This is a genomic window from uncultured Massilia sp. (assembly GCF_913773735.1).
GTDB lineage: Bacteria > Pseudomonadota > Gammaproteobacteria > Burkholderiales > Burkholderiaceae_D > Telluria.
Genome location: NZ_CAJYEB010000042.1, coordinates 118,123 through 137,443 on the forward strand (window position 1 = coordinate 118,123; position 19,321 = coordinate 137,443).

Consider the following 19,321-nt stretch of genomic DNA (forward strand, 5'->3'; position numbering starts at 1 on the left):
GGCGCGGTCACTGCACGATGTTCGGGTAGTCGTGCATGTGCATGCGCATGTAGCGGAACGAGACGAAGGTTTCGCGCAGCAGGAACACGAAGCTGGCGATCAGGGCGACCATCGCCAGCACGAACATGCCGGCGATGTACTTGTCGAGCTGGATGTCGGTGGTATCGCCCAGGAACAGGCAGGCGATCACCAGGCACACGAGGAAGCCGCAGATGGTGCTGCCGGTCAGCGCGTAGTTGATCAGCTGCCAGCGCTGGTACAGCACGTCCAGCTCTTCGCGGTATTCCGGATCCGGTCCCTTGCGCAGCGCGTCGCGCAGCACGCGGGTGCGGTCGATGATCCGCGCCAGGCGGTTCATCAGCACCGTGAGCTTGGTCGCCACGCCGGTCAGCAGGAAGACGGGCGCGATCGCCAGTTGGATGATGTGGCCGATGTCGCTGATCTGGATGTTCATTCGCTGGCTTGCTTCGTCGCGTGGTGGGTGTGTTGTCAATAGTGTAGCAGCGCGTCCCGCTTCACTCGAAACGACCGTGGCGCTTGAACTGCTCGGTGGCGCCGACCAGGGCGCGCGCGATGCCGGTCTCCAGCGCGCCGTGGCCGGCGTCCGGGATCATGCGCAGGCGCGAGCCGGGCCAGGCCTGGTGCAGGCGGTACGCCGACAGCGGCGGGCAGATCACGTCGTAGCGGCCCTGCACGATCACGGCCGGCAGGTGGGCGATGCGCCCGACGTCGCGCACCAGCTGGTCGTCCTCGAGGAAGCCGCCGTTGGCCATGTAGTGCGACTCGAGCCGGCCGACGCCCAGGTCGAGCGTGTCGGACGGGTGGTCCTCTTCCTGCGGCAGCAGGAACACGCGGCGCCCCTCGAAGCGGCTCCAGGCGCGCGCCGCCGGCCAGTACTGCGCCGGATCGTCGCACAGCAGGCGCCGGGTATAGGCCCCCAGCAGGTCGCCGCGCTCCTCGAGCGGGATCGGCGCCACGAATTCCTCGTACAGCTCCGGATAGAACCAGCGCATGCCGTACAGGAAGAAGTCGATCTCGCCCGGCGTGCACAGGAAGATCCCGCGCAGCACGAAGCCCAGGCAGCGCTCGGGATGGGCCTGGCCGTACGCCAGCGCCAGCGTGGAACCCCAGGAACCACCGAACACCAGCCAGCGCTCGATGCCGAACATGGCGCGCAGGCGTTCGATGTCCTCGATCAGCAGTTGCGTGGTGTTGTTGCGCCACTCGCCCAGCGGGGTCGACTTGCCGGCGCCACGCTGGTCGAACAGGATCACGCGGTAGGCGGCCGGGTCGAAGAAGCGGCGGTGCTGCGGCGACAGGCCGGCGCCGGGGCCGCCGTGCAGGAAGACGACCGGGATGCCGTTCGGGTTGCCCACCTCCTCCCAGTAGATCGTGTGCAGCGCGTCGACGGCCAGCATGCCGTGGCGGTTCGGGAGGATGGGCGGGTACAGCGACGGAGGCATGGCGGTCATGGCGGTCTGGGGAACGGATGGGCGACGGTCGATTGTAGCCGCCCGGCCGCCCTAAAAAAAGGTGTTCAGTCCCTGGCGTACCGTGTAGTCGTCGTCCACGCCCAGCAGCAGCTGCCAGCGGTCGAAGGTCGTGCACGGGTGCGAGATGCCGCAGCCGACCAGGTCGCCCACCGCCAGCAGTTCGCGCACCGGCCCCTCGGGCAGCGACAGGTAGGCGTGCTGGTCGTTCATCCTGGCGATCGCGCAGCCGTCCGGCAGCCGCTGCGGCGTGCCGGGTCCGGGAGCGTGGCGGTACAGCGCGACCGGCAGGCCGGCATCGTGCGAGGCGTCGCGCTTGCCCATCGACAGGATCGCCAGGCCCGGCTCAGGGCGCGACAGCACCACGCTCCAGACTTCCAGCGCCGGGCGCAGGCCGGCGCCGGGATCGATGCCCTCGCGCACGTCCAGCTCGGCGATCGCGTCCAGGTACATGCCGTGGTCGCTGGTGACGTAGCAGCCGCTGCGCAGCACGACGCGCAGCGGCCGCGACAAGCCGGGCAGCGCGCGCAGGCCGCGCGCCACCAGGTCGAAATAGGCCGAGCCGCCGGCCGTCACCAGCACCTCGCCGGCGCCGAACAGGCCTTCGTCGTCGGCCTCGCGCACCAGCGCGCCCAGGTCGGCCACGAAGGCGGCGACGGCGCGCAGGTCGGCCGCGCGGTCGTCCGACACCAGCAGGCCCTCGTAGCCCTCGAAGCCGGCCAGCGCCAGCCCGGGCGCATGCGCGACGGCGCGCGCGACCGTCAGCGCCGCGTCGAGCGTGCGGCAGCCGGCGCGCTTGCCGGGCAGGCCCAGCTCGACCAGCACCGGCAGCGGGCGCGCCAGCGGGTGCAAGGCGACTTCCTCGGCCAGGCGCGCCACCCCGGCCAGCGAATCGGCCAGCACGACGCATTCGAAGTCGGGATCGTCGCGCAGCAGCCGCAGCAAGGCGCGCACGTCGCTGCGCGCCACCAGCTCGTTGGCCAGCAGCGCGCGGCGCACGCCGAAGCGGTGCGCCACCTGCACCTGCACGGCATTGGCCAGCGTGATGCCCCAGGCGCCGTGCGCCAGTTGCGCGCCGAACAGCTGCGGGCACATCGTCGTCTTGCCGTGCGGCGCCAGCGACACGCCGTGGCGCAGGCAGAAGTCGCGCATCCATTCCAGGTTGTGGCGCACGACGGACGTCTTGAGCACGGCGACCGGGTAGCTGGTGTCGCCGTGCAGCACGTTCCAGCCCTGCACGCCGATCGCGCCCTGGCGCAGCGGTGCCGTGACGGCCAGGCCCTTGGTGCCGGGCGGCAGCAGTTGTTCATCGAGGCCGGACAGGGCCAGGCCGCCGGGCAGCAGGGGATTCATCTCAGTCGTCTCCAGCGCGGGCTCGCCGCATCGATTCCTGTCGCTTCAGTTCGTCCTGCAGGTCGGCGCGCAGCAGGCCGGGCGTCGGCATCGTGCCCTTCGACCCCGGGGTGCGGAAGATGCCGGGCACGATGCCGTCCTGCTGCAGCTGGGGCAGCAGGCCGTCGAGCAGCTCGTCCAGGCCGAACGCCTGCGCCTCGTAGCCTTCCCATTCGAACTCGGCGCACAGCTGCGCGAATTCGCGCTGCGGCCACATCGCGAACACCAGGGTGCCGTCGTCCTTCGTCGCCAGCGCCCAGCCGTTGCGGTACAGGCCCCACGCGACGCCGCTGCGCGCCACGTCGGCGACAAACACCGTGTAGCGCTGCGGCGCCGGCAGCCTGACCGTTTCCTTCAGTTGTTGCGCATCGATCGTCATCGCCTTCTCCACCGGGCCCGGCGGCCGCCGTCGCTCCGAGGATACGCCAAGCGGGAGGCAGCGCGGCGCAGCCTTCATTCCTCGTCATCGAGCAATTGTTCGAGGCGGCGGGGATAGTGGTTCAGGAAATCGCGCGTGATGGCGTAGTGCTCGGTGTCCTCGTAGGCGACTTCCGTGATGCCGGTGGCGTCGAAGGCCAGGCGCTTCGCGCGCGGATAGGCCAGCAGGATCGGCGAATGGGTGGCGATGATGAACTGGGCGCCGGCCTTCACCAGCCGGTCGATGACGGCCAGCGCGGCCAGCTGGCGGCTCGGGGACAGCGCCGCCTCCGGCTCGTCCAGCAGGTACAGGCCGTCGCCGCCGAAGCCTTGCAGCACGTCCATGAAGGATTCGCCGTGCGAGCGCAGGTGCAGCGACGGGCCGCCGCCGGGCGGGAGTTCGTCGAGGTAGGTGAATACGTTGAACAGGCTCTCGGCGCGCAGGAAGTAGGAAAAGCGCGGGCGCTTCCAGCCCTTGGCCAGGCGCAGCACGGCGTGCAGCGGCGACGCTTCCTGCTGGACGCGGTGGACGTTGCGCGAGCCGCCCTCGGCCGGCAAGCCGAGCGCCACCGCGATCGCTTCCAGCACCGTCGACTTGCCGGCGCCGTTTTCTCCCACGAAAAACGTCACGTCGGGATGCGGCTCGAGCAGGCCCATGTCGCGCACGGCCGGGATGTCGAAGGGGTAGCGCGTGACGTCGATGGCGGCACGCGGGTCGATGTGGACCGAGCGCAGGTAGGGCTTGGCGGCGAGGGACATGGCGGCTCCAGCGGATCCGGACCGGCAAAAAACATCGTCCCGGCGCAGGCCGGGACCCAATGTGCACGCGCTTCGATCACGTGCGCAGCACTTGGATCCCGGCCTGTGCCGGGACGACGGGTCTGGTGACAATACTACCTTACTGCATGTGCTGACCGCCGTTGATGGCGATGTTGGCGCCGGTCACGAACGCCGCTTCGTCCGAGGACAGGTAGGCGACCAGGCCGGCCACTTCTTCGGGCTTGCCCAGGCGGCCCATCGGGATCTGCGGCAGGATCTTCGATTCCAGCACCTCGCTCGGGATGTCGGTAACCATCTTGGTGCCGATGTAGCCCGGCGAGATGGTGTTCACGGTCACGCCCTTGCGCGCCACTTCCAGCGCCAGCGCCTTGGTGAAGCCATGGATGCCGGCCTTGGCCGCCGAGTAGTTGGTCTGGCCGAAGGCGCCCTTCTGGCCGTTGACCGACGAGATGTTGATGATCCGGCCCCAGCCGCGTTCGACCATGCCGTCGGCGACCGGCTTGGTCATGTTGAACACGGAATCCAGGTTCGTCTTCATGACCGCGTCCCAGTTGACCTTGTCCATCTTCTTGAAGGTCATGTCGCGCGTGATACCGGCATTGTTCACCAGCACGTCGACCGGGCCGACTTCCTGCGCCACCCTGGCCACGCAGGCCTGGGCCGAATCGTAGTCGGACACGTCGCATTCGTAGGCCTTGAAGTCCTGGCCCTGCTCGCGCATCGACGCCAGCCAGCCTTCGGCCTTCTTGCTGCCGGGCGAGTAGGTCGTCACGACGCTGTAGCCGAGTGCCGCCAGTTTGATGCAGATTGCTTCGCCGAGGCCACCCATGCCACCGGTCACTAATGCCACTCTAGCCATTGTCTTCTCCTGTTTTTCAGTACTGTGGTTCGAAATTACCTGGATTGCTGCGCGTGCGGCCGCCTGCACGCGGCCGGCCGCACGCCTGCCCGCTCAGCGCTCGACCGCCAGGGCCACGCCCATGCCGCCGCCGATGCACAGGCTCGCCAGTCCCTTCTTGGCGTCGCGGCGCACCATCTCGTGCAGCAGCGTGACCAGCACGCGCGCGCCGGAGGCGCCGATCGGGTGGCCCAGCGCGATGGCGCCGCCGTTGACGTTGATCTTCGAGGTGTCCCAGCCCATCTGCTTGTTGACGGCGACGGCCTGGGCGGCGAAGGCTTCGTTGATTTCCATCAGGTCGACCTCGTCGTGGGTCCAGCCGGCCTTTTCCAGGCACAGCGTGGCGGCCGACACCGGCCCCATGCCCATGATGGCCGGGTTCAGGCCGGTCAGCGCATAGGCCTTGATCTTCGCCAGCGGGGTCAGGCCCAGTTCCTTGGCCTTGGAGGCCGACATCATGATCACGGCGGCGGCGCCGTCGTTCAGGCCGGACGCGTTGCCGGCGGTGACGCTGCCTTCCTTGTTGAAGGCCGGACGCAGGCTGGCCAGGCCTTCCAGCGTGGCGCCATGCTTCGGGTACTCGTCGGTATCGAACACGACGGTGCCCTTCTTGGACACGATCTCGACCGGGACGATCTCGTCCTTGAACTTGCCTTCCTTCATGGCGGCCTCGGCCTTGAGCTGCGACTGCAGCGCGAACTCGTCCTGCTCGGCGCGCGAGATCTCGTATTTCTTGGCCACGTTCTCGGCCGTCACGCCCATGTGGTACTGGTTGTACACGTCCCACAGGCCGTCGACGATCATCGTGTCGGTCAGCTTGGCGTCGCCCATGCGGAAACCGTCGCGCGAGCCGTTCAGCACGTGCGGCGAGGCGCTCATGTTTTCCTGGCCGCCGGCGATCACGATCGAGGCGTCGCCGGCCTTGATGGCCTGCGCCGCCAGGTGGGTGGCGCGCAGGCCCGAGCCGCACACGACGTTGAGGGTGGAGGCCGGCACGCTTTCCGGCAGGCCGCTCTTGATGACGGCCTGGCGCGCCGGGTTCTGGCCGGCGCCGGCGGTGAGCACCTGGCCCATGATGACCTCGCTGACCGAGGCCGGATCGATGCCGGTCTTGGCCAGCAGGTGCTTGATCACCGTGGCGCCCAGCTCGGTGGCGGGAATCTTGGCCAGCGTGCCCCCGAATTTGCCGATGGCGGTTCGGCCGGCGGCCACGATTACGACGTCTTCCATATCAGTCTCCGGTAGCCCGGCCCCAGCGGCCGGGGTTCATTGATGGACAGCCCTGCTGTCGGCATGCCGGTCCGCGGGCAAGCGGCCGTCGTCGCGCCACGGCAGCCTGGCGCGTGGATGACGAGCGATTCGAAGTTTTTGCCCATGCTTGGACCGAAGCCAACAATGTTATCTACTTCACATAGCGAATGTTTAAGCAAAATCAATCTTATCAGCTTATTCAAGAAAACGACCGAAGATTTGCGGCAATTGTGTTATTGCAGAGCATGTTTTTTGCCTCGATTTTTACCCCAAGAAACAGGCGTTGCCGACCATAAGCACGGTTGCGGAACCTTTCCCGTTTTAATAAATTTCACAGTAGAATGCTCGGGCTAGTGCCCAACCACATTCCCCATGACAAATAGCCAGAGCTCCCTGCCCATCGAGATCAAGATATCCACGGTCGTGGCCATTTCGACCATCCTGCATTCGGCGGATCCGGTCGCGATCGATGCCGCGCTGAAGCAGATGACGGGGGGCGTGTCGGACTTCTTCGAGGACGAGTTCGCCGTCATCGACGTCGCGGGCATCGCCGAGGACGCGGCCCAGATCGACTGGGAAGCGCTGGTCGCCCTGCTCAAGCGCTACCGCCTGAACGCCGTGGCGGTGCGCGGCGCGCCACCCGCGCTGCACGACGTGATCCGCGCGCACGACCTGTTCCTGGACGACGGCTCGGGCGCGCATGCGCGCCCGCATGCGGACAACGACGCGGCGCCGGCCCCGGCGGCGCCGGCACCTGCCGCCCCCGCGGCGGCGCCGACCCTGGCGCCGGCCGCGCCCGCCTTCACGCCGGCCGTGGTCATCGATACCCCGGTGCGCGCCGGCCAGCGCATCTACGCACGCGGCACCGACCTGATCGTCACCGCCGTGGTCAACAATGGCGCCGAACTGATCGCCGACGGCAGCATCCACGTGTACGCGCCGCTCCACGGCCGCGCGCTGGCCGGCGCCTCGGGCAATGCCGCGGCGCGCATCTTCGCGATGCAATTGGCGCCGGAACTCGTATCGATCGCCGGCGTGTATCGCACGTTCGACGAAGGCGTGCCCGCAGACATGGCGCGCCAGCCAGTACAAATCCGTTTGGTCGGCGACCGAATCGAGATATCATCGCTGGGTTCGGCGAGTCGCAACTGAACACCGGATCTTTCGGCACTCCCAGAACTGAAAAGGACTCAGATCTTTCATGGCAAGAATTATTGTTGTAACGTCCGGCAAGGGCGGTGTGGGCAAGACCACTTCGAGCGCCAGTTTCTCGACCGGCCTGGCGTTGCGCGGCCACAAGACGGCGGTGATCGACTTCGACGTCGGCCTGCGCAATCTCGACCTGATCATGGGTTGCGAGCGCCGCGTCGTGTATGACCTGGTCAACGTCATCAACCGCGAAGCCAGCCTGACCCAGGCGCTGATCAAGGACAAGCACTGCGACAACCTGTTCATCCTGCCGGCCTCGCAGACGCGCGACAAGGACGCGCTGACCGAGGAAGGCGTCGAGCGCGTGCTGAACGAGCTGGTCCAGATGGGTTTCGATTACATCATCTGCGACTCTCCGGCCGGCATCGAGCACGGCGCGCTGATGGCGCTGACCTTCGCCGACGAGGCGATCATCGTCACCAACCCCGAAGTCTCGTCGGTGCGCGACTCCGACCGCATCCTCGGCATCCTGCAGGCCAAGTCGCGCCGCGCCCAGAGCGGCGGCGAGCCGGTCAAGGAACACCTCTTGATCACGCGCTATTCGCCGCGCCGCGTCGAAGCGGACGAAATGCTGTCCTACCAGGACGTGCAGGAGATCCTGCGCATTCCGTTGATCGGTATCATCCCGGAATCCGAAGCGGTGCTGCATGCATCGAACCAGGGCAATCCGGCCATCCATTTCAAGGAGACCAGCGTGGCGCAAGCCTACCAGGACGTCGTCGCGCGCTTCCTCGGCGAAGACGTCCCGCTGCGCTTTACCAACTACGAGAAGCCCGGTCTCCTGCAGCGTTTGTTTGGGGTAAAGTAATATGGCCTTGCTTTCATTCCTGTTTCCTCAGAAACAGAAAAGCGCGAATGCGGCGAAGGAAAGGCTGCAAATCATCATCGCCCGCGAGCGCACCAACCGCGCGGGCCCGGATTTCCTGCCCGCGCTGCATCGCGAGCTGATCGAGGTGATCTCGAAGTACACCAAGGTCAACGCCGAAGACATCAAGATCTCGCTCGACCGCCAGGGCAACCTGGAAGTGCTCGACGTCAACGTCGTCCTGCCGGACGCCTGAGTCGCGCCGCCGGGCCGGCCGGCGGCACCTCCCCTATTCCTTTTCCTGCGGCGCGTTGAGCACCACCTCGCGCGCCACCTTCACGCACGCCTCGACGTGCTGGTACCCCATCTGCCGGAACAGCGCGAAGCCGATCGCCGCCGAGGCGATCTGGCCCGCCAGCGGCACGACCTTGGCCGCCGACTTGGCGGCCAGCTTGGCGCCCGACTTTTGCAGCAACTTGATCACCAATTCTTTCGTGACCAGCTTGCCGACCAACATTCCACCCAGCGTGCCGACTGCCTGGTAGGCAACCACGCGCATGCGTGGATTCAACCTTTCGATCTGTTCCGGCGTCAGGCCGAACGCACGATTGATGTCTTCGACCATGCTGGCGAAGCTGGTCAGGTCGGCGGCGATGTCGACTCCTGGTATCGGTACCGCGGCCACGCCGGCCGAGATGACGGCGCGCTTGCGCACCAGCGCCCGGCAATGCTCGCGGACTTGCTCAATTTCGTCATTTGAAACGGGCAGCAATACCAGTTCACTACCAGGCTTCCTCTTTTTGAACATATTCCCTCCGATCGGCTGCGTCAGCCCCAGTGTAACCGCGAGTCCGTTGGCAAGCTGTCACGAGTGTGACGTAATTACCCAACGAAAATGTGAATTTATTTTCGGCATGAGTAGCATTGCTTTTTGGATGTCTGTTATATTTAGTGACATTGTAGGAGTGTTCCTACATCAACTCAGTTACAACTGTCGAGACAGCCCCATCATGAGAATAGCCGTACTGGATAACGATAACTCCCAGGCAGAACTCATCTGCCAGGTTTTGAATGGCGCTGGACATAGCTGCCAGGCGTTTCATAACGGCAAAGACATGTTGGGGCAGTTGCGCAAGGACAGCACCGATCTCCTGATCGTCGACTGGCAGGTCAACGATGTGCCGGCCACCGAAGTATTGCGTCGCGCCAAGGAAAAAATGGCGCCGAACACGCCGACCATGTTCCTGGCCGGCAGCTCGGCCGAGGACGACATCGTGGCCGGCGTCACCGCCGGCGCCGACGACTACCTGGTCAAGCCGCTGCGCCGCGGCGAACTGGTGGCCCGCGTGCAGGCCCTGCTGCGCCGCGCCTACCCGTCGCAGAACGGCGCCGAGCAGCTGCAGTTCGGTCCGTACATCTTCGAAACCCGTCCGGGCCGCCTGATGATGGATGGCGAACAGATCGATGTGACCCACAAGGAATTCAACCTCGCCCTGTTGTTCTTCCGCAACCTCGGCCGTCCGCTGTCGCGCGCCTACATCCACGAATCGATCTGGGTGCGCGAGACCGCGGTACCGTCGCGTACGATGGATACCCACGTTTCGCGCGTGCGCAACAAGCTGCGCCTGCGGCCGGAAAACGGTTTCCGCCTGGTCCCTGTCTATAGTTATGGATACCGTCTGGAAAAGCTGGGGGCATGAAACCCTGCGCGCAATCGGGGTATAATGCGCGGACTGCCTAATTTTTGATCAACCATGCAACTCCTTGCCGTCGGCCTGAACCACACCACCGCACCGGTTTCCCTGCGCGAGCAACTGGCGCTGGGGCCGGAGCAGCTGGGCGCGGCGGTGCAGGCGGCGCGCGGCTGGTTTTCCAGCCATAACAGCCGCGACGCCCACGGCGAGCACGAGGCGGCGCTGCTCTCGACCTGCAACCGCACCGAGATGTATGCCGCCAGCGACGCGCCCGATCCGCTCGACGCCTCGGCGCGCTTCCTGGCCGACTACCACCGGCTGAACTTCGCCGACCTGCGCCCCCACCTGTACATGCTGCCGCAGCACGACGCCGTGCGCCACGCCTTCCGCGTCGCCTCGGGCCTCGATTCGATGGTGCTGGGCGAGGCGCAGATCCTGGGCCAGATGAAGGATGCGGTGCGCGTGGCCGACCAGGCCGGCGGCCTGGGCACCTACCTGCACCAGCTGTTCCAGCGCAGCTTCGCCGTCGCCAAGGAAGTGCGCACCACCACCGAGATCGGCGCCCACAGCGTGTCGATGGCCGCCGCCGCGGTGCGCCTGTCGGAACGCATCTTCGATCGCATCAGCGAGCAGAACGTGCTGTTCATCGGCGCCGGCGAGATGATCGAGCTGTGCGCCACCCACTTCGCGGCCCAGAACCCGAAGTCGATCACCATCGCCAACCGCACCCTGGAGCGCGGCGAACTGCTGGCCGCGCGCTTCTCGGGCCGCGCGATCCGCCTGGCCGACCTGCCGGACATGCTGCCGCAGTTCGACATCGTGATTTCCTCGACCGCCTCGACGCTGCCGCTGATCGGCAAGGGCCTGGTCGAGCGCGCGCTGAAGGCGCGCCGCCACCGCCCGATGTTCATGGTCGACCTGGCGGTGCCGCGCGACATCGAGCCGGAAGTGGCGCGCCTGAGCGACGCCTTCCTGTACACGGTCGACGACCTGGCCGACGTCGTGAAAAGCGGCGTCGAGAGCCGCCAGGCCGCCGTTGCCCAGGCCGAGGCCATCATCGAGACGCGCGTGCAATCCTTCATGCACTGGATCGGCGACCGCGCCGTGGTGCCGGTGATCCGCGACATGCACGACTCCAGCGAGGCGCTGCGCCTGGCCGAGCTGGAGCGCGCGCGCAGGCTGCTCGCCCGCGGCGAGGACGTCGACGCCGTGCTCGAGGCGCTGTCGAAGGGCCTGACCGCCAAGTTCCTGCACGGCCCGCAGCAGGCGCTGCACCGCGCCCAGGGCGACGAGCGCGCGCGCCTGGCAAGCCTGTTGCCGCAGCTGTTCCGCGGCCGCCGTTAGCACCGTTCCGCCGTCCGCGCCCGCTTCTGCTATCCTGCGGCGGGCGCCGCCCCATGCCGCCCCGCGGCTCCGTTCGTTCCTTCACACCCGAATACTATGAAACCATCCATGCTGGCCAAGCTGGACCAACTGGCCAACCGCCTCGTCGAACTGGACGAACTGCTGATGTCCGAGGACGCCACCGCGAACATGGACAACTTCCGCAAGATGAACCGCGAGCGCGCCGAACTCGAGCCGCTGGTCCTCGTCTACCGCCAGTACCAGACGGCGCAGGGCGACATCGCCGCCGCGCAGGAGATGCTGGGCGATCCCGACATGAAGGCATTCGCCCAGGACGAGATCGATGCGGCCAGGGAACGCATCGCCGCGCTCGACCTCGAACTGCAGAAGATGCTGCTGCCGAAGGACGAGAACGACGAGCGCAACATCTTCCTCGAGATCCGCGCCGGCACCGGCGGCGACGAATCGGCCCTGTTCGCCGGCGACCTGCTGCGCATGTACACGCGCTATGCGGAGCGCAACCGCTGGCAGGTGGAGATGGTGTCCGAATCGCCGTCCGACCTGGGCGGCTACCGCGAGGTGATCGTGCGCGTGGTCGGCCAGGGCGCCTATTCGAAGCTGAAATTCGAGTCGGGCGGCCACCGCGTGCAGCGCGTGCCGGCCACCGAGACGCAGGGCCGCATCCACACCTCGGCCTGCACGGTGGCCGTGATGCCGGAAGCGGACGAGGTCGAGGACGTGAACATCAACCCGGCCGACCTGCGCATCGACACCTACCGCGCCAGCGGCGCGGGCGGCCAGCACATCAACAAGACCGATTCCGCCGTGCGCCTGACCCACCTGCCGACCGGCATCGTGGTCGAATGCCAGGACGACCGCAGCCAGCACAAGAACAAGGCGCAGGCCATGAAGGTGCTGGCGGCACGCATCAAGGACGTGCAACTGCGCGAACAGCAGAGCAAGGAAGCGGCCACCCGCAAGAGCCTGATCGGCTCGGGCGACCGCAGCGAACGCATCCGCACCTACAACTTCCCGCAAGGCCGCCTGACCGATCACCGCATCAACCTGACGCTGTACAAGCTCGACATGATCATGGACGGCGACCTGACCGAACTGACGAACGCCCTGTCCGCCGAACACCAGGCCGAACAACTGGCCGCCCTGGGCGATTGACCCACAACAAACCGGGGTCAGAGCCGGGGTCAGAGCCCGATTTTTGGCAATTTACCAAAACGGGGCTCTGACCCCGGCTCTGACCCCGGTGTTCTAAGCTGGGTCTAAGTTGCCAGAGTGAAAATGGCGGACCGCACGGCGCTGCTGCGCTTGTGCGAGAATCCGAAGATTGTTCCATCGACCACGCAACCAGGAAGCTTTATGCCCTCGTCCCGCAATCTCCTGCTTTCCATCGCCGCCATCAGCTTCGCCCTGGTCGGCGCGGCCCTTTATCTGCAGCACGCGAAGGACATGCTGCCCTGTCCGCTGTGCATCATCCAGCGCTACCTGTTCCTGGGTATCGGCATCTTCAGCCTGATCGGCGCGTTCTCCGGCAAGATCAAGACCTGCGCCGGCCTGGCGCTGCTGTCCGCCCTCGGCGGCCTGGGCGTCGTCGGCAAGCACCTGTACGTGATCGCCCACCCGGGCTTTTCCTGCGGTATCGATCCGATGGAAACCATGTTGAACAAGATCCCGACCGCCACCTTGCTGCCCTCGGTGTTCCGCGCCGACGGCTTCTGCGAGGCGACGCTGGACACGGTGCTCGGCCTGTCCGTGCCGCAGTGGTCGGCCGTCTGGTTCGTGCTGCTGACCCTGGCCCTCGTGGCCGTGCTGGCAAGGCGCGCCGGCCGATGACCGTTCGTGCCGGCACGCCCCTGGGCGCGGCGCTGGCCGCGCTGCCGCTCGATCCGCTCGAGAACCGCATCCTGCTGTGCCATGCGACGGGCCTGAGCCGCGTCCAGCTGATCACCCGCGCCGACCAGCCGCTGGGCGCGGACGAGGCGGCGCGCCTGGACGCGCTGGTGGCGCGCCGCCTGCACGGCGAACCGATCGCCTACATCGTCGGCAAGCGCGAATTCTTCGGCCTCGACTTCGAGGTCGGCGCGGCCGTGCTGATTCCGCGCCCGGACACCGAACTGATCGTCGAACTGGCGCTGGAACGCCTGCCCGCCGGCGCGCGCCTGCTCGACATGGGCACCGGCAGCGGCGCGATCGCGGTGGCGGCGGCGCATGCGCGGCCGGACGCGCGCGTCACCGCGTTGGACGTCAGCGAAGCGGCGCTCGAGATCGCCCGGCGCAACGCCGCCGCCAACGGCGCGCGCGTGGACTTCCTGCGCAGCGACTGGTTCGCAGCGCTGGACGCGGCCGACCGCTTCGAGGTGATCGCCTCCAATCCCCCCTACATCGCGGCCGGCGACGCCCACCTGTCCCAGGGCGACCTGCGCTTCGAGCCGGCGGGCGCGCTGACCGACCATGCGGACGGCCTGTCCGCGCTGCGCATCCTCGTCGAGGGCGCCCCCGCCTGCCTCGCCGGCGCCGGCTGGCTGCTGCTGGAACACGGCTATGACCAGGCCGCCGCCGTGCGCGCGCTGCTGGCCGCGCGCGGTTTCACCGAGGTGCAGAGCTGGCGCGACCTGGCCGGCATCGAGCGGGTCAGCGGCGGGCGGCTGGCGGCGTAGCACGCGATCGCCGCCACGGCGGCAAGACGGCGCGCGGCCCGCGCAACCGGTTTGTTACAATTCCCGATCCCCATCCCGGAGCCCTGCCGATGCGTCGACTGCTATCGACAATCCTCCTGCTCGGCCCCCTGGTCGCCGTTGCCGCCAGGGTGGAACCCGCACCACCCACCACCACCCCGGCCAGCGCCGCCGACCAGGCCCGCGCGCTGTTCGAACGCGACTGGCAATGGCGCCTGAAGCACCAGCCGGAACTGGCCACCAGCGTCGGCGACCACCGCTACGACGCGCAGCTGGCCGACACCTCGCTGGCCGGCGCCGCCGGCGCGATCGCGCACGAACGCCGCATGCTGGAGCTGGCGCGCGCCATCGACCGCGAGCAGCTGGCGGGCCAGGACCGCCTGTCGTGGGACCTGTTCGTGGCCGACAAGGAACGGCGCCTGGCCGGCGCCGCCATCGTCGCGTTCGACCCGCAACCCATCACGGCGCAGGACGGCCTGCAGATCCGCCTGCCGCAGCTGGTGGCGCAGATGCCCTTCGTCACCGAGGACGACTACCGCAACTACCTGGCGCGCCTGAACGCGCTGCCGCAGCACGTCGACGGGCTGGTCGAGCAGATGCGCGAGGGAATGCGCACCGGCTGGACCGCGCCGAAGGCCATCATGGCCGCGTTGCCGGAGCAGTTGCGCGCGCTGCGCGAGCACCTGCTCGACGGCGCCGTCGGCGCGCCGCTGCGGACCATGCCGGCCACGGTGGCGCCGGAAGCGCGCGAGCGGCTGGCGCTGGAAGGCACCGTCGCCCTCAAGACCGCCGCCGACGCGCTGCAGCTGCTGGAAGACTTCGTGCGCGACGAGTACCTGCCGGCCGCGCGCGCCACCATCGGCGCATCCAGCCTGCCCGGCGGGCCGGCCTGGTATGCCTGGCTGGCGAACGGCGCCACCACGACGACGCTGGCGCCGGCCGAACTGCATGCGCTGGGCCTGAAGGAAGTGGCGCGCCTGCGCGGCGAGATGCAGGCCCTGGCACCGCTCACCGGCTTTCGCGGCGGCTATGCGCAGTTCCTGGCGTTCGTGCGCAGCGACCCGCGCCTGTTCTACGACGACCCGGAAATGCTGCTGAACCGCTACCGCCGCACCATCGCACGCGTGTATGCGCGCCTGCCGCTGCTGTTCGGCGTCATCCCCGACGACGAGATCGCGGTCAAGCCGGTGCAGCAGGCCGGCGCCGAGGGCCAGGGCGGCGCCTACTACGAGGCCGGCAACGCGGCGCGCACGGCGGCGCTGGTCGTCAACACCTCGCGCCTGGACACGCGGCCCATGTGGGAAGTGGAGACATTGACGCTGCACGAGGCCGTGCCCGGCCACCACCTGCAGGTGGCGCGCGCGCGCGCCATCGCCGAACTGCCCGCGTTCCGCCGCTACGGCTGGTATCCGGCCTTCGGCGAAGGCTGGGCGCTGTATGCCGAGGGACTGGGAGCGGAACTGGGCCTGCTGCGCGATCCGTTCTCGCAGTTCGGCCGCCTGGCCGACGAGCAGCTGCGCGCGGCGCGCCTGGTGGTCGATACCGGCATCCACGCGCTCGGGTGGTCGCAGCGCCAGGCCGTCGACTGGCTGAACGCCAACACCGCCAATCCGCCGGCGGACAACGAGGTCGAGGTGGCGCGCTACATCGCCCAGCCGGGCCAGGCGCTCGCCTACAAGGTCGGCCAGCTGCGCATCGCCGCGCTGCGCGCCCGCGCCCAGGCCGCGCTGGGCGCGCGCTTCGACGTGCGCGCCTTCCACGACGCCGTGCTGGCCGAGGGCGCGCTGCCGCTGGACGTGCTGGAGCGGCGCATGGACGACTGGACCGCCGCGCAGCGCAACCCGGCGCCGGCCGTGCCGGCGGCACCCGCGGACACGGCGACGTTCGGGGCGCCCGCGCCCGCCGTCGCGGCGCCGTCCGCACCGGCAAAACCGGCCCCATCCCCGTAGTCAGGAAGCGGTCACTTTTTCTTGCTACGATAGCTTCGTGCATACAATCGTGATATCGATGGACGCCCGGCGCGCTCGGCGGATTTCGGTTACTCTCTGCACCTTCACGGCAGTATAAGAAAGGAAACCCTGTGTCGAACCAACTGACCCGCCGCCTGGCCCTGCTGGACGACGATGCCCACCGCGGCCTGCTCCTGCAGGGCCTGCGCGGCATCGAGCGCGAAACGCTTCGCGTCGACAAACAAGGCCACCTGGCGCGCACGCCCCATCCGGTCGGATTGGGCTCGGCCCTGACCCACGCGCAGATCACCACCGACTACGCCGAAGCCCTGCTCGAATTCATCACGCCGGCCGAGCACGACATCAGCCTGGCCCTGCACCGCCTGGACGCCATCCACCGCTACGCGTATTCCAAGCTGGGCGACGAGATGCTGTGGAGCCAGTCGATGCCCTGCGACCTGCCGCCCGAGGAAGACATCGAGATCGCCTGGTACGGCACATCGCACATCGGCATGCTCAAGCACGTCTACCGCCGCGGCCTGGCGCTACGCTACGGCAAGGCCATGCAGTGCATCGCCGGCATCCACTACAACTACTCGCTGCCGGAAGCGCTGTGGAAGGTGCTGGCCGAGCACGAAGGCATCGTGGAAGAACGCCGCAATGCGCTGCGCGACTTCCAGTCCGAGAGCTACATCGCCACGATCCGCAACTTCCGCCGCTACAGCTGGCTGCTGATGTACCTGTTCGGCGCCTCGCCGACGCTGGACAAGGGTTTCCTGCGCGGCCGCCAGCACCAGCTCGAGACGCTGTCCGACGACACGCTGTACCTGCCCTACGCGACCAGCCTGCGCATGAGCGACCTGGGCTACCAGAACGACGCCCAGTCCGGCCTGCGCCCGCATGAGAACAGCCTGGAAAGCTACGTCACCTCGCTGATGGACGCGGTCAACCGCCCGTATCCGCCGTATGCCGAGGTCGGCACCAAGAAGGATGGCGAGTGGGTCCAGCTGTCGACCAACATCCTGCAGATCGAGAACGAATACTATTCGACGATCCGGCCGAAGCGCGTGATCCGCACCGGCGAGCGCCCGGTGCAGGCGCTGTGCAACCGCGGCGTGCAGTACATCGAGGTGCGCTGCCTCGACGTCGACCCGTTCGAGCCGGTCGGCATCGCGCTCGAGACCGGCCGCTTCCTGGACGCCTTCCTGCTGTTCTGCGCGCTGGAAGACAGCCCGCTGGTCAACGCCATGGAAGGCCAGGTCTATGCGCGCAACTTCGCGCGCACCGTCAAGGAAGGCCGCCGCCCGGGCCTGACGCTGACCCGCAACGACCACGAAGTGCTGCTCAAGGACTGGGCCGAAGAGCTGCTGGAACGCATCCGCCCCATCGCCGAACTGCTGGACAGCGAGCACAATTACAAGGGCGCCCACGTCGAAGCGCTCGACGCGCAAAAGTCGAAAGTCGCCGACCCCGACCGCACGCCGTCGGCCCGCGTGCTGCAGGAAGTGCGCACGCTCGGGTCGTTCGCGAAATTCGGCCTGCGCCAGAGCGAGCTGCACGCGCAGGCCTTCCGCGCCGATCCGCTGATGCCGGCCGAGACCGCCCTGTTCGACGACATGGCCCGCGCCTCGCTGGAAGAACAGGAACGGATCGAGCGCGCCGACAGCGGCAGCTTCGACGATTTCGTTGCCGCGTACAACAGCAGTACACTATGCGGTAACAACTGAGTCGTCGCCGCTTCGGCACGCTTGCCGCCGTCGCCGGCGCCCGGTGTCACCGGCGCCGGGCGCCGCCGGGCAGGACGACCGGTTCATCCCATCGGATCCGCCACGAGGCCGCGTTGCTCACCTTCTTCAACGAACACCACGCCCACCACGCCACGCCTGCCGAACGGACCGAGCGGCCCGAACGGATCGACGCGGTGGCGGCCGAACTCGCCCGGCGCGGCCTGGGACGCATCGTCACCCCGCACGGCGTGCCGCCGTCCTCGCTGGAACGCGTGCACACGCCGCGCTACCTGCACTTCCTGCGCAATGCCTGGAGCGAATGGCTGGCGCTCGACGCCGGCAATGGCGGGCGCGCGCCGCTGCCATCGGCGTGGCCGGTGCACGGCATGCGCCGCGACATCGAGCCGGACAGCTTCGCGGGCAGGCTCGGCCTGTACGCGCAGGACCACGAGACGCCGCTGACGGCCGGCACCTGGATCGCCGCCAAGACCGGCGCCGACTGCGCCATCAACGCCGCGCACGCGCTGCGCCTGGGCGAACGCGGCAGCTTCGCGCTGACGCGCCCGCCCGGCCACCACGCCGGCGCCGACCAGTTCGGCGGGGGCTGCTTCCTCAACAACGCCGCGCTGGCGGCCCAGCACCTGCTCGACGACGGCCTGCAGCGCGTGGCCATCCTCGACATCGACTACCACCACGGCAACGGCACCCAGCAGATCTTCTATCACCGCAAGGACGTGCTGGCGATCTCGATCCACGCCGACCCGCGCACCGACTACCCGTTCTATGCCGGCCACGCCGACGAGACCGGCGCCGGCGACGGCATCGGCTGCACGATGAACCTGCCGCTGGCGCGCGGCGCCGGCGCCATCCCGTGGTTCGCGGCGCTGGAGACGGCCTGCCTCAGGATGGCCGGCTTCGCGCCGCAGGCGCTGGTGGTGTCGCTGGGCGTGGACGGTTTCGCCGGCGATCCGCATGCGCATTTCGGCCTGTCCAGCGCCGACTTCCTGCGCATCGGCGAACGCATCGGCTACCTGGGCCTGCCGACGGCCTTCGTGTTCGAAGGCGGCGCGGTCGTGCCGGAACTGGGCATCAACGCGGTCAACGTGCTCGAAGGCTTCGAGACGGCGGCCTGAATGTCGTCGCATCCCGTCGCACCTCAGCGTGTCTCATCGTATCTCTTGAATGGAATCCCAATGATCGAATGGCAGTTCAGCGGCTTCGACGACCTGGCGGTCGGCGAGCTGTACGCGATGCTGGCGCTGCGCCAGCAAGTGTTCGTCCTCGAGCAGACGTGCCTGTATCCCGACATCGACGGCCTCGACCCCGGCGCCCATCACCTGCTCGGCTGGCGTACCGCCGGCGGCCAGCGCGAACTGGTGGCCACGCTGCGCTGCCTGGCGCCGGGCGCGAAGTACGCGGAGATGTCGATCGGCCGCGTGGTCACCAGCGCCGCCATGCGCGGCACCGGCCTGGGCCGCGAACTGGTGGCGCGGGGCCTGGCCTGCGCCGACCGGCTGCACCCGGGCCATGCGATCCGCATCGGCGCCCAGGCGCACCTGGAAGGCTTCTACGGCGGCTTCGGCTTCGCCACGGTGTCGGCGCCGTATGACGAGGACGGCATCATGCACGTCGACATGGTGCGGCCGGCGGCCGGACCGACGGCATGAGCGACACG

20 protein-coding genes are annotated in these 19,321 nt (G+C 68.0%); 12 read left to right on the plus strand and 8 right to left on the minus strand.

Features of this window, described 5'->3' with window-relative positions; genetic code table 11:
* Positions 1-7: 7 nt before the first annotated feature.
* The 7 genes from QZ749_RS22265 to QZ749_RS22295 all read right to left on the minus strand — a co-directional run bounded on the left by QZ749_RS22265 (position 8) and on the right by QZ749_RS22295 (position 6,207).
* Positions 8-454 carry a DUF2721 domain-containing protein gene (locus tag QZ749_RS22265; RefSeq protein WP_296951629.1) on the minus strand — a complete coding sequence of 149 codons (447 nt, stop codon included), beginning with the start codon at positions 452-454 and terminating at the stop codon, positions 8-10.
* Between the two features lie 61 nt (positions 455-515).
* A complete protein-coding gene (gene pip / locus QZ749_RS22270; protein WP_296951631.1) occupies positions 516-1,472 on the minus strand; it encodes a prolyl aminopeptidase in 957 nt (318 codons plus the stop codon).
* A 51-nt stretch (positions 1,473-1,523) separates the two neighbouring features.
* Complete coding sequence (locus QZ749_RS22275; RefSeq protein WP_296951634.1) at positions 1,524-2,843, minus strand: amino acid deaminase; 1,320 nt, start codon at positions 2,841-2,843, stop codon at positions 1,524-1,526.
* A gap of 1 nt (position 2,844) precedes the next feature.
* A complete protein-coding gene (locus tag QZ749_RS22280) occupies positions 2,845-3,261 on the minus strand; it encodes a DUF2750 domain-containing protein (RefSeq protein ID WP_296951638.1) in 417 nt (138 codons plus the stop codon).
* 74 nt (positions 3,262-3,335) lie between these two features.
* Positions 3,336-4,058 (minus strand): AAA family ATPase, encoded by a 723-nt coding sequence (locus QZ749_RS22285; protein WP_296951640.1) that lies wholly within the window; start codon positions 4,056-4,058, stop codon positions 3,336-3,338.
* A gap of 139 nt (positions 4,059-4,197) precedes the next feature.
* On the minus strand, positions 4,198-4,938 hold the full coding sequence (gene phbB / locus QZ749_RS22290) for an acetoacetyl-CoA reductase (RefSeq protein WP_296951643.1): 741 nt from the start codon (positions 4,936-4,938) through the stop codon (positions 4,198-4,200).
* 93 nt (positions 4,939-5,031) lie between these two features.
* The gene (locus tag QZ749_RS22295) at positions 5,032-6,207 is read right to left on the minus strand and encodes an acetyl-CoA C-acetyltransferase (protein ID WP_296951646.1); all 1,176 of its coding nucleotides are present in this window, start codon (positions 6,205-6,207) and stop codon (positions 5,032-5,034) included.
* A gap of 393 nt (positions 6,208-6,600) precedes the next feature.
* Here QZ749_RS22295 and minC point away from each other — a divergent pair, with 393 nt between their 5' ends.
* Genes minC through minE form a run of 3 tightly spaced genes read left to right on the plus strand, consistent with a single transcriptional unit; the run spans position 6,601 to position 8,498 of the window.
* Positions 6,601-7,380, plus strand: coding sequence for a septum site-determining protein MinC (gene minC / locus QZ749_RS22300; RefSeq protein WP_296951650.1), 780 nt, complete (start codon positions 6,601-6,603; stop codon positions 7,378-7,380).
* 49 nt (positions 7,381-7,429) lie between these two features.
* The gene (gene minD, locus QZ749_RS22305; RefSeq protein ID WP_296951652.1) at positions 7,430-8,245 is read left to right on the plus strand and encodes a septum site-determining protein MinD; all 816 of its coding nucleotides are present in this window, start codon (positions 7,430-7,432) and stop codon (positions 8,243-8,245) included.
* A gap of 1 nt (position 8,246) precedes the next feature.
* Positions 8,247-8,498: a cell division topological specificity factor MinE gene (gene minE, locus QZ749_RS22310; protein WP_290413031.1), complete on the plus strand. Its 252-nt coding sequence runs from the start codon at positions 8,247-8,249 to the stop codon at positions 8,496-8,498.
* A gap of 33 nt (positions 8,499-8,531) precedes the next feature.
* On the opposite strand, the gene QZ749_RS22315 is transcribed toward minE, so the two are convergent.
* Positions 8,532-9,050, minus strand: a complete 519-nt coding sequence (locus tag QZ749_RS22315) for a DUF697 domain-containing protein (RefSeq protein WP_296951658.1) — start codon at positions 9,048-9,050, stop codon at positions 8,532-8,534.
* A gap of 202 nt (positions 9,051-9,252) precedes the next feature.
* Between QZ749_RS22315 and QZ749_RS22320 the strand changes: the two genes are divergently transcribed.
* From QZ749_RS22320 to QZ749_RS22360, 9 genes are all read left to right on the plus strand, one after another.
* Positions 9,253-9,942, plus strand: a complete 690-nt coding sequence (locus QZ749_RS22320; protein WP_296951779.1) for a response regulator transcription factor — start codon at positions 9,253-9,255, stop codon at positions 9,940-9,942.
* 54 nt (positions 9,943-9,996) lie between these two features.
* A complete protein-coding gene (gene hemA, locus QZ749_RS22325; protein WP_296951662.1) occupies positions 9,997-11,280 on the plus strand; it encodes a glutamyl-tRNA reductase in 1,284 nt (427 codons plus the stop codon).
* A 96-nt stretch (positions 11,281-11,376) separates the two neighbouring features.
* Complete coding sequence (gene prfA, locus QZ749_RS22330) at positions 11,377-12,453, plus strand: peptide chain release factor 1 (protein ID WP_296951664.1); 1,077 nt, start codon at positions 11,377-11,379, stop codon at positions 12,451-12,453.
* 201 nt (positions 12,454-12,654) lie between these two features.
* Positions 12,655-13,128, plus strand: coding sequence for a disulfide bond formation protein B (locus QZ749_RS22335; RefSeq protein WP_296951667.1), 474 nt, complete (start codon positions 12,655-12,657; stop codon positions 13,126-13,128).
* Complete coding sequence (gene prmC, locus QZ749_RS22340; protein WP_296951670.1) at positions 13,125-13,952, plus strand: peptide chain release factor N(5)-glutamine methyltransferase; 828 nt, start codon at positions 13,125-13,127, stop codon at positions 13,950-13,952. Before QZ749_RS22335 ends, prmC begins: the two co-directional genes overlap by 4 nt.
* An 89-nt stretch (positions 13,953-14,041) precedes the next feature.
* Entirely contained in the window at positions 14,042-15,919 is a 1,878-nt protein-coding gene (locus QZ749_RS22345; RefSeq protein ID WP_296951673.1) for a DUF885 family protein, read from the plus strand.
* 131 nt (positions 15,920-16,050) lie between these two features.
* Entirely contained in the window at positions 16,051-17,646 is a 1,596-nt protein-coding gene (gene gshA, locus QZ749_RS22350) for a glutamate--cysteine ligase (RefSeq protein ID WP_296951676.1), read from the plus strand.
* Between the two features lie 113 nt (positions 17,647-17,759).
* Complete coding sequence (locus QZ749_RS22355) at positions 17,760-18,779, plus strand: histone deacetylase family protein (protein WP_296951679.1); 1,020 nt, start codon at positions 17,760-17,762, stop codon at positions 18,777-18,779.
* A 60-nt stretch (positions 18,780-18,839) separates the two neighbouring features.
* The gene (locus QZ749_RS22360) at positions 18,840-19,313 is read left to right on the plus strand and encodes a GNAT family N-acetyltransferase (protein WP_296951681.1); all 474 of its coding nucleotides are present in this window, start codon (positions 18,840-18,842) and stop codon (positions 19,311-19,313) included.
* The last annotated feature ends 8 nt before the right edge of the window (positions 19,314-19,321 follow it).

Bases quoted from the DNA above. Each gene is read 5' to 3' on its own strand.
- QZ749_RS22285 (WP_296951640.1), bottom strand. From the start codon at position 4,058: ATGTCCCTCGCCGCCAAGCCCTACCTGCGCTCGGTCCACATCGACCCG.
- minC (WP_296951650.1), top strand. From the start codon at position 6,601: ATGACAAATAGCCAGAGCTCCCTGCCCATCGAGATCAAGATATCCACG.
- QZ749_RS22315 (WP_296951658.1), bottom strand. From the start codon at position 9,050: ATGTTCAAAAAGAGGAAGCCTGGTAGTGAACTGGTATTGCTGCCCGTT.
- phbB (WP_296951643.1), bottom strand. From the start codon at position 4,938: ATGGCTAGAGTGGCATTAGTGACCGGTGGCATGGGTGGCCTCGGCGAA.
- hemA (WP_296951662.1), top strand. From the start codon at position 9,997: ATGCAACTCCTTGCCGTCGGCCTGAACCACACCACCGCACCGGTTTCC.
- pip (WP_296951631.1), bottom strand. From the start codon at position 1,472: ATGACCGCCATGCCTCCGTCGCTGTACCCGCCCATCCTCCCGAACCGC.
- QZ749_RS22360 (WP_296951681.1), top strand. From the start codon at position 18,840: ATGATCGAATGGCAGTTCAGCGGCTTCGACGACCTGGCGGTCGGCGAG.
- prfA (WP_296951664.1), top strand. From the start codon at position 11,377: ATGAAACCATCCATGCTGGCCAAGCTGGACCAACTGGCCAACCGCCTC.
- prmC (WP_296951670.1), top strand. From the start codon at position 13,125: ATGACCGTTCGTGCCGGCACGCCCCTGGGCGCGGCGCTGGCCGCGCTG.
- QZ749_RS22335 (WP_296951667.1), top strand. From the start codon at position 12,655: ATGCCCTCGTCCCGCAATCTCCTGCTTTCCATCGCCGCCATCAGCTTC.
- QZ749_RS22280 (WP_296951638.1), bottom strand. From the start codon at position 3,261: ATGACGATCGATGCGCAACAACTGAAGGAAACGGTCAGGCTGCCGGCG.
- QZ749_RS22275 (WP_296951634.1), bottom strand. From the start codon at position 2,843: ATGAATCCCCTGCTGCCCGGCGGCCTGGCCCTGTCCGGCCTCGATGAA.
- minE (WP_290413031.1), top strand. From the start codon at position 8,247: ATGGCCTTGCTTTCATTCCTGTTTCCTCAGAAACAGAAAAGCGCGAAT.
- minD (WP_296951652.1), top strand. From the start codon at position 7,430: ATGGCAAGAATTATTGTTGTAACGTCCGGCAAGGGCGGTGTGGGCAAG.
- QZ749_RS22265 (WP_296951629.1), bottom strand. From the start codon at position 454: ATGAACATCCAGATCAGCGACATCGGCCACATCATCCAACTGGCGATC.
- QZ749_RS22320 (WP_296951779.1), top strand. From the start codon at position 9,253: ATGAGAATAGCCGTACTGGATAACGATAACTCCCAGGCAGAACTCATC.
- QZ749_RS22295 (WP_296951646.1), bottom strand. From the start codon at position 6,207: ATGGAAGACGTCGTAATCGTGGCCGCCGGCCGAACCGCCATCGGCAAA.
- QZ749_RS22345 (WP_296951673.1), top strand. From the start codon at position 14,042: ATGCGTCGACTGCTATCGACAATCCTCCTGCTCGGCCCCCTGGTCGCC.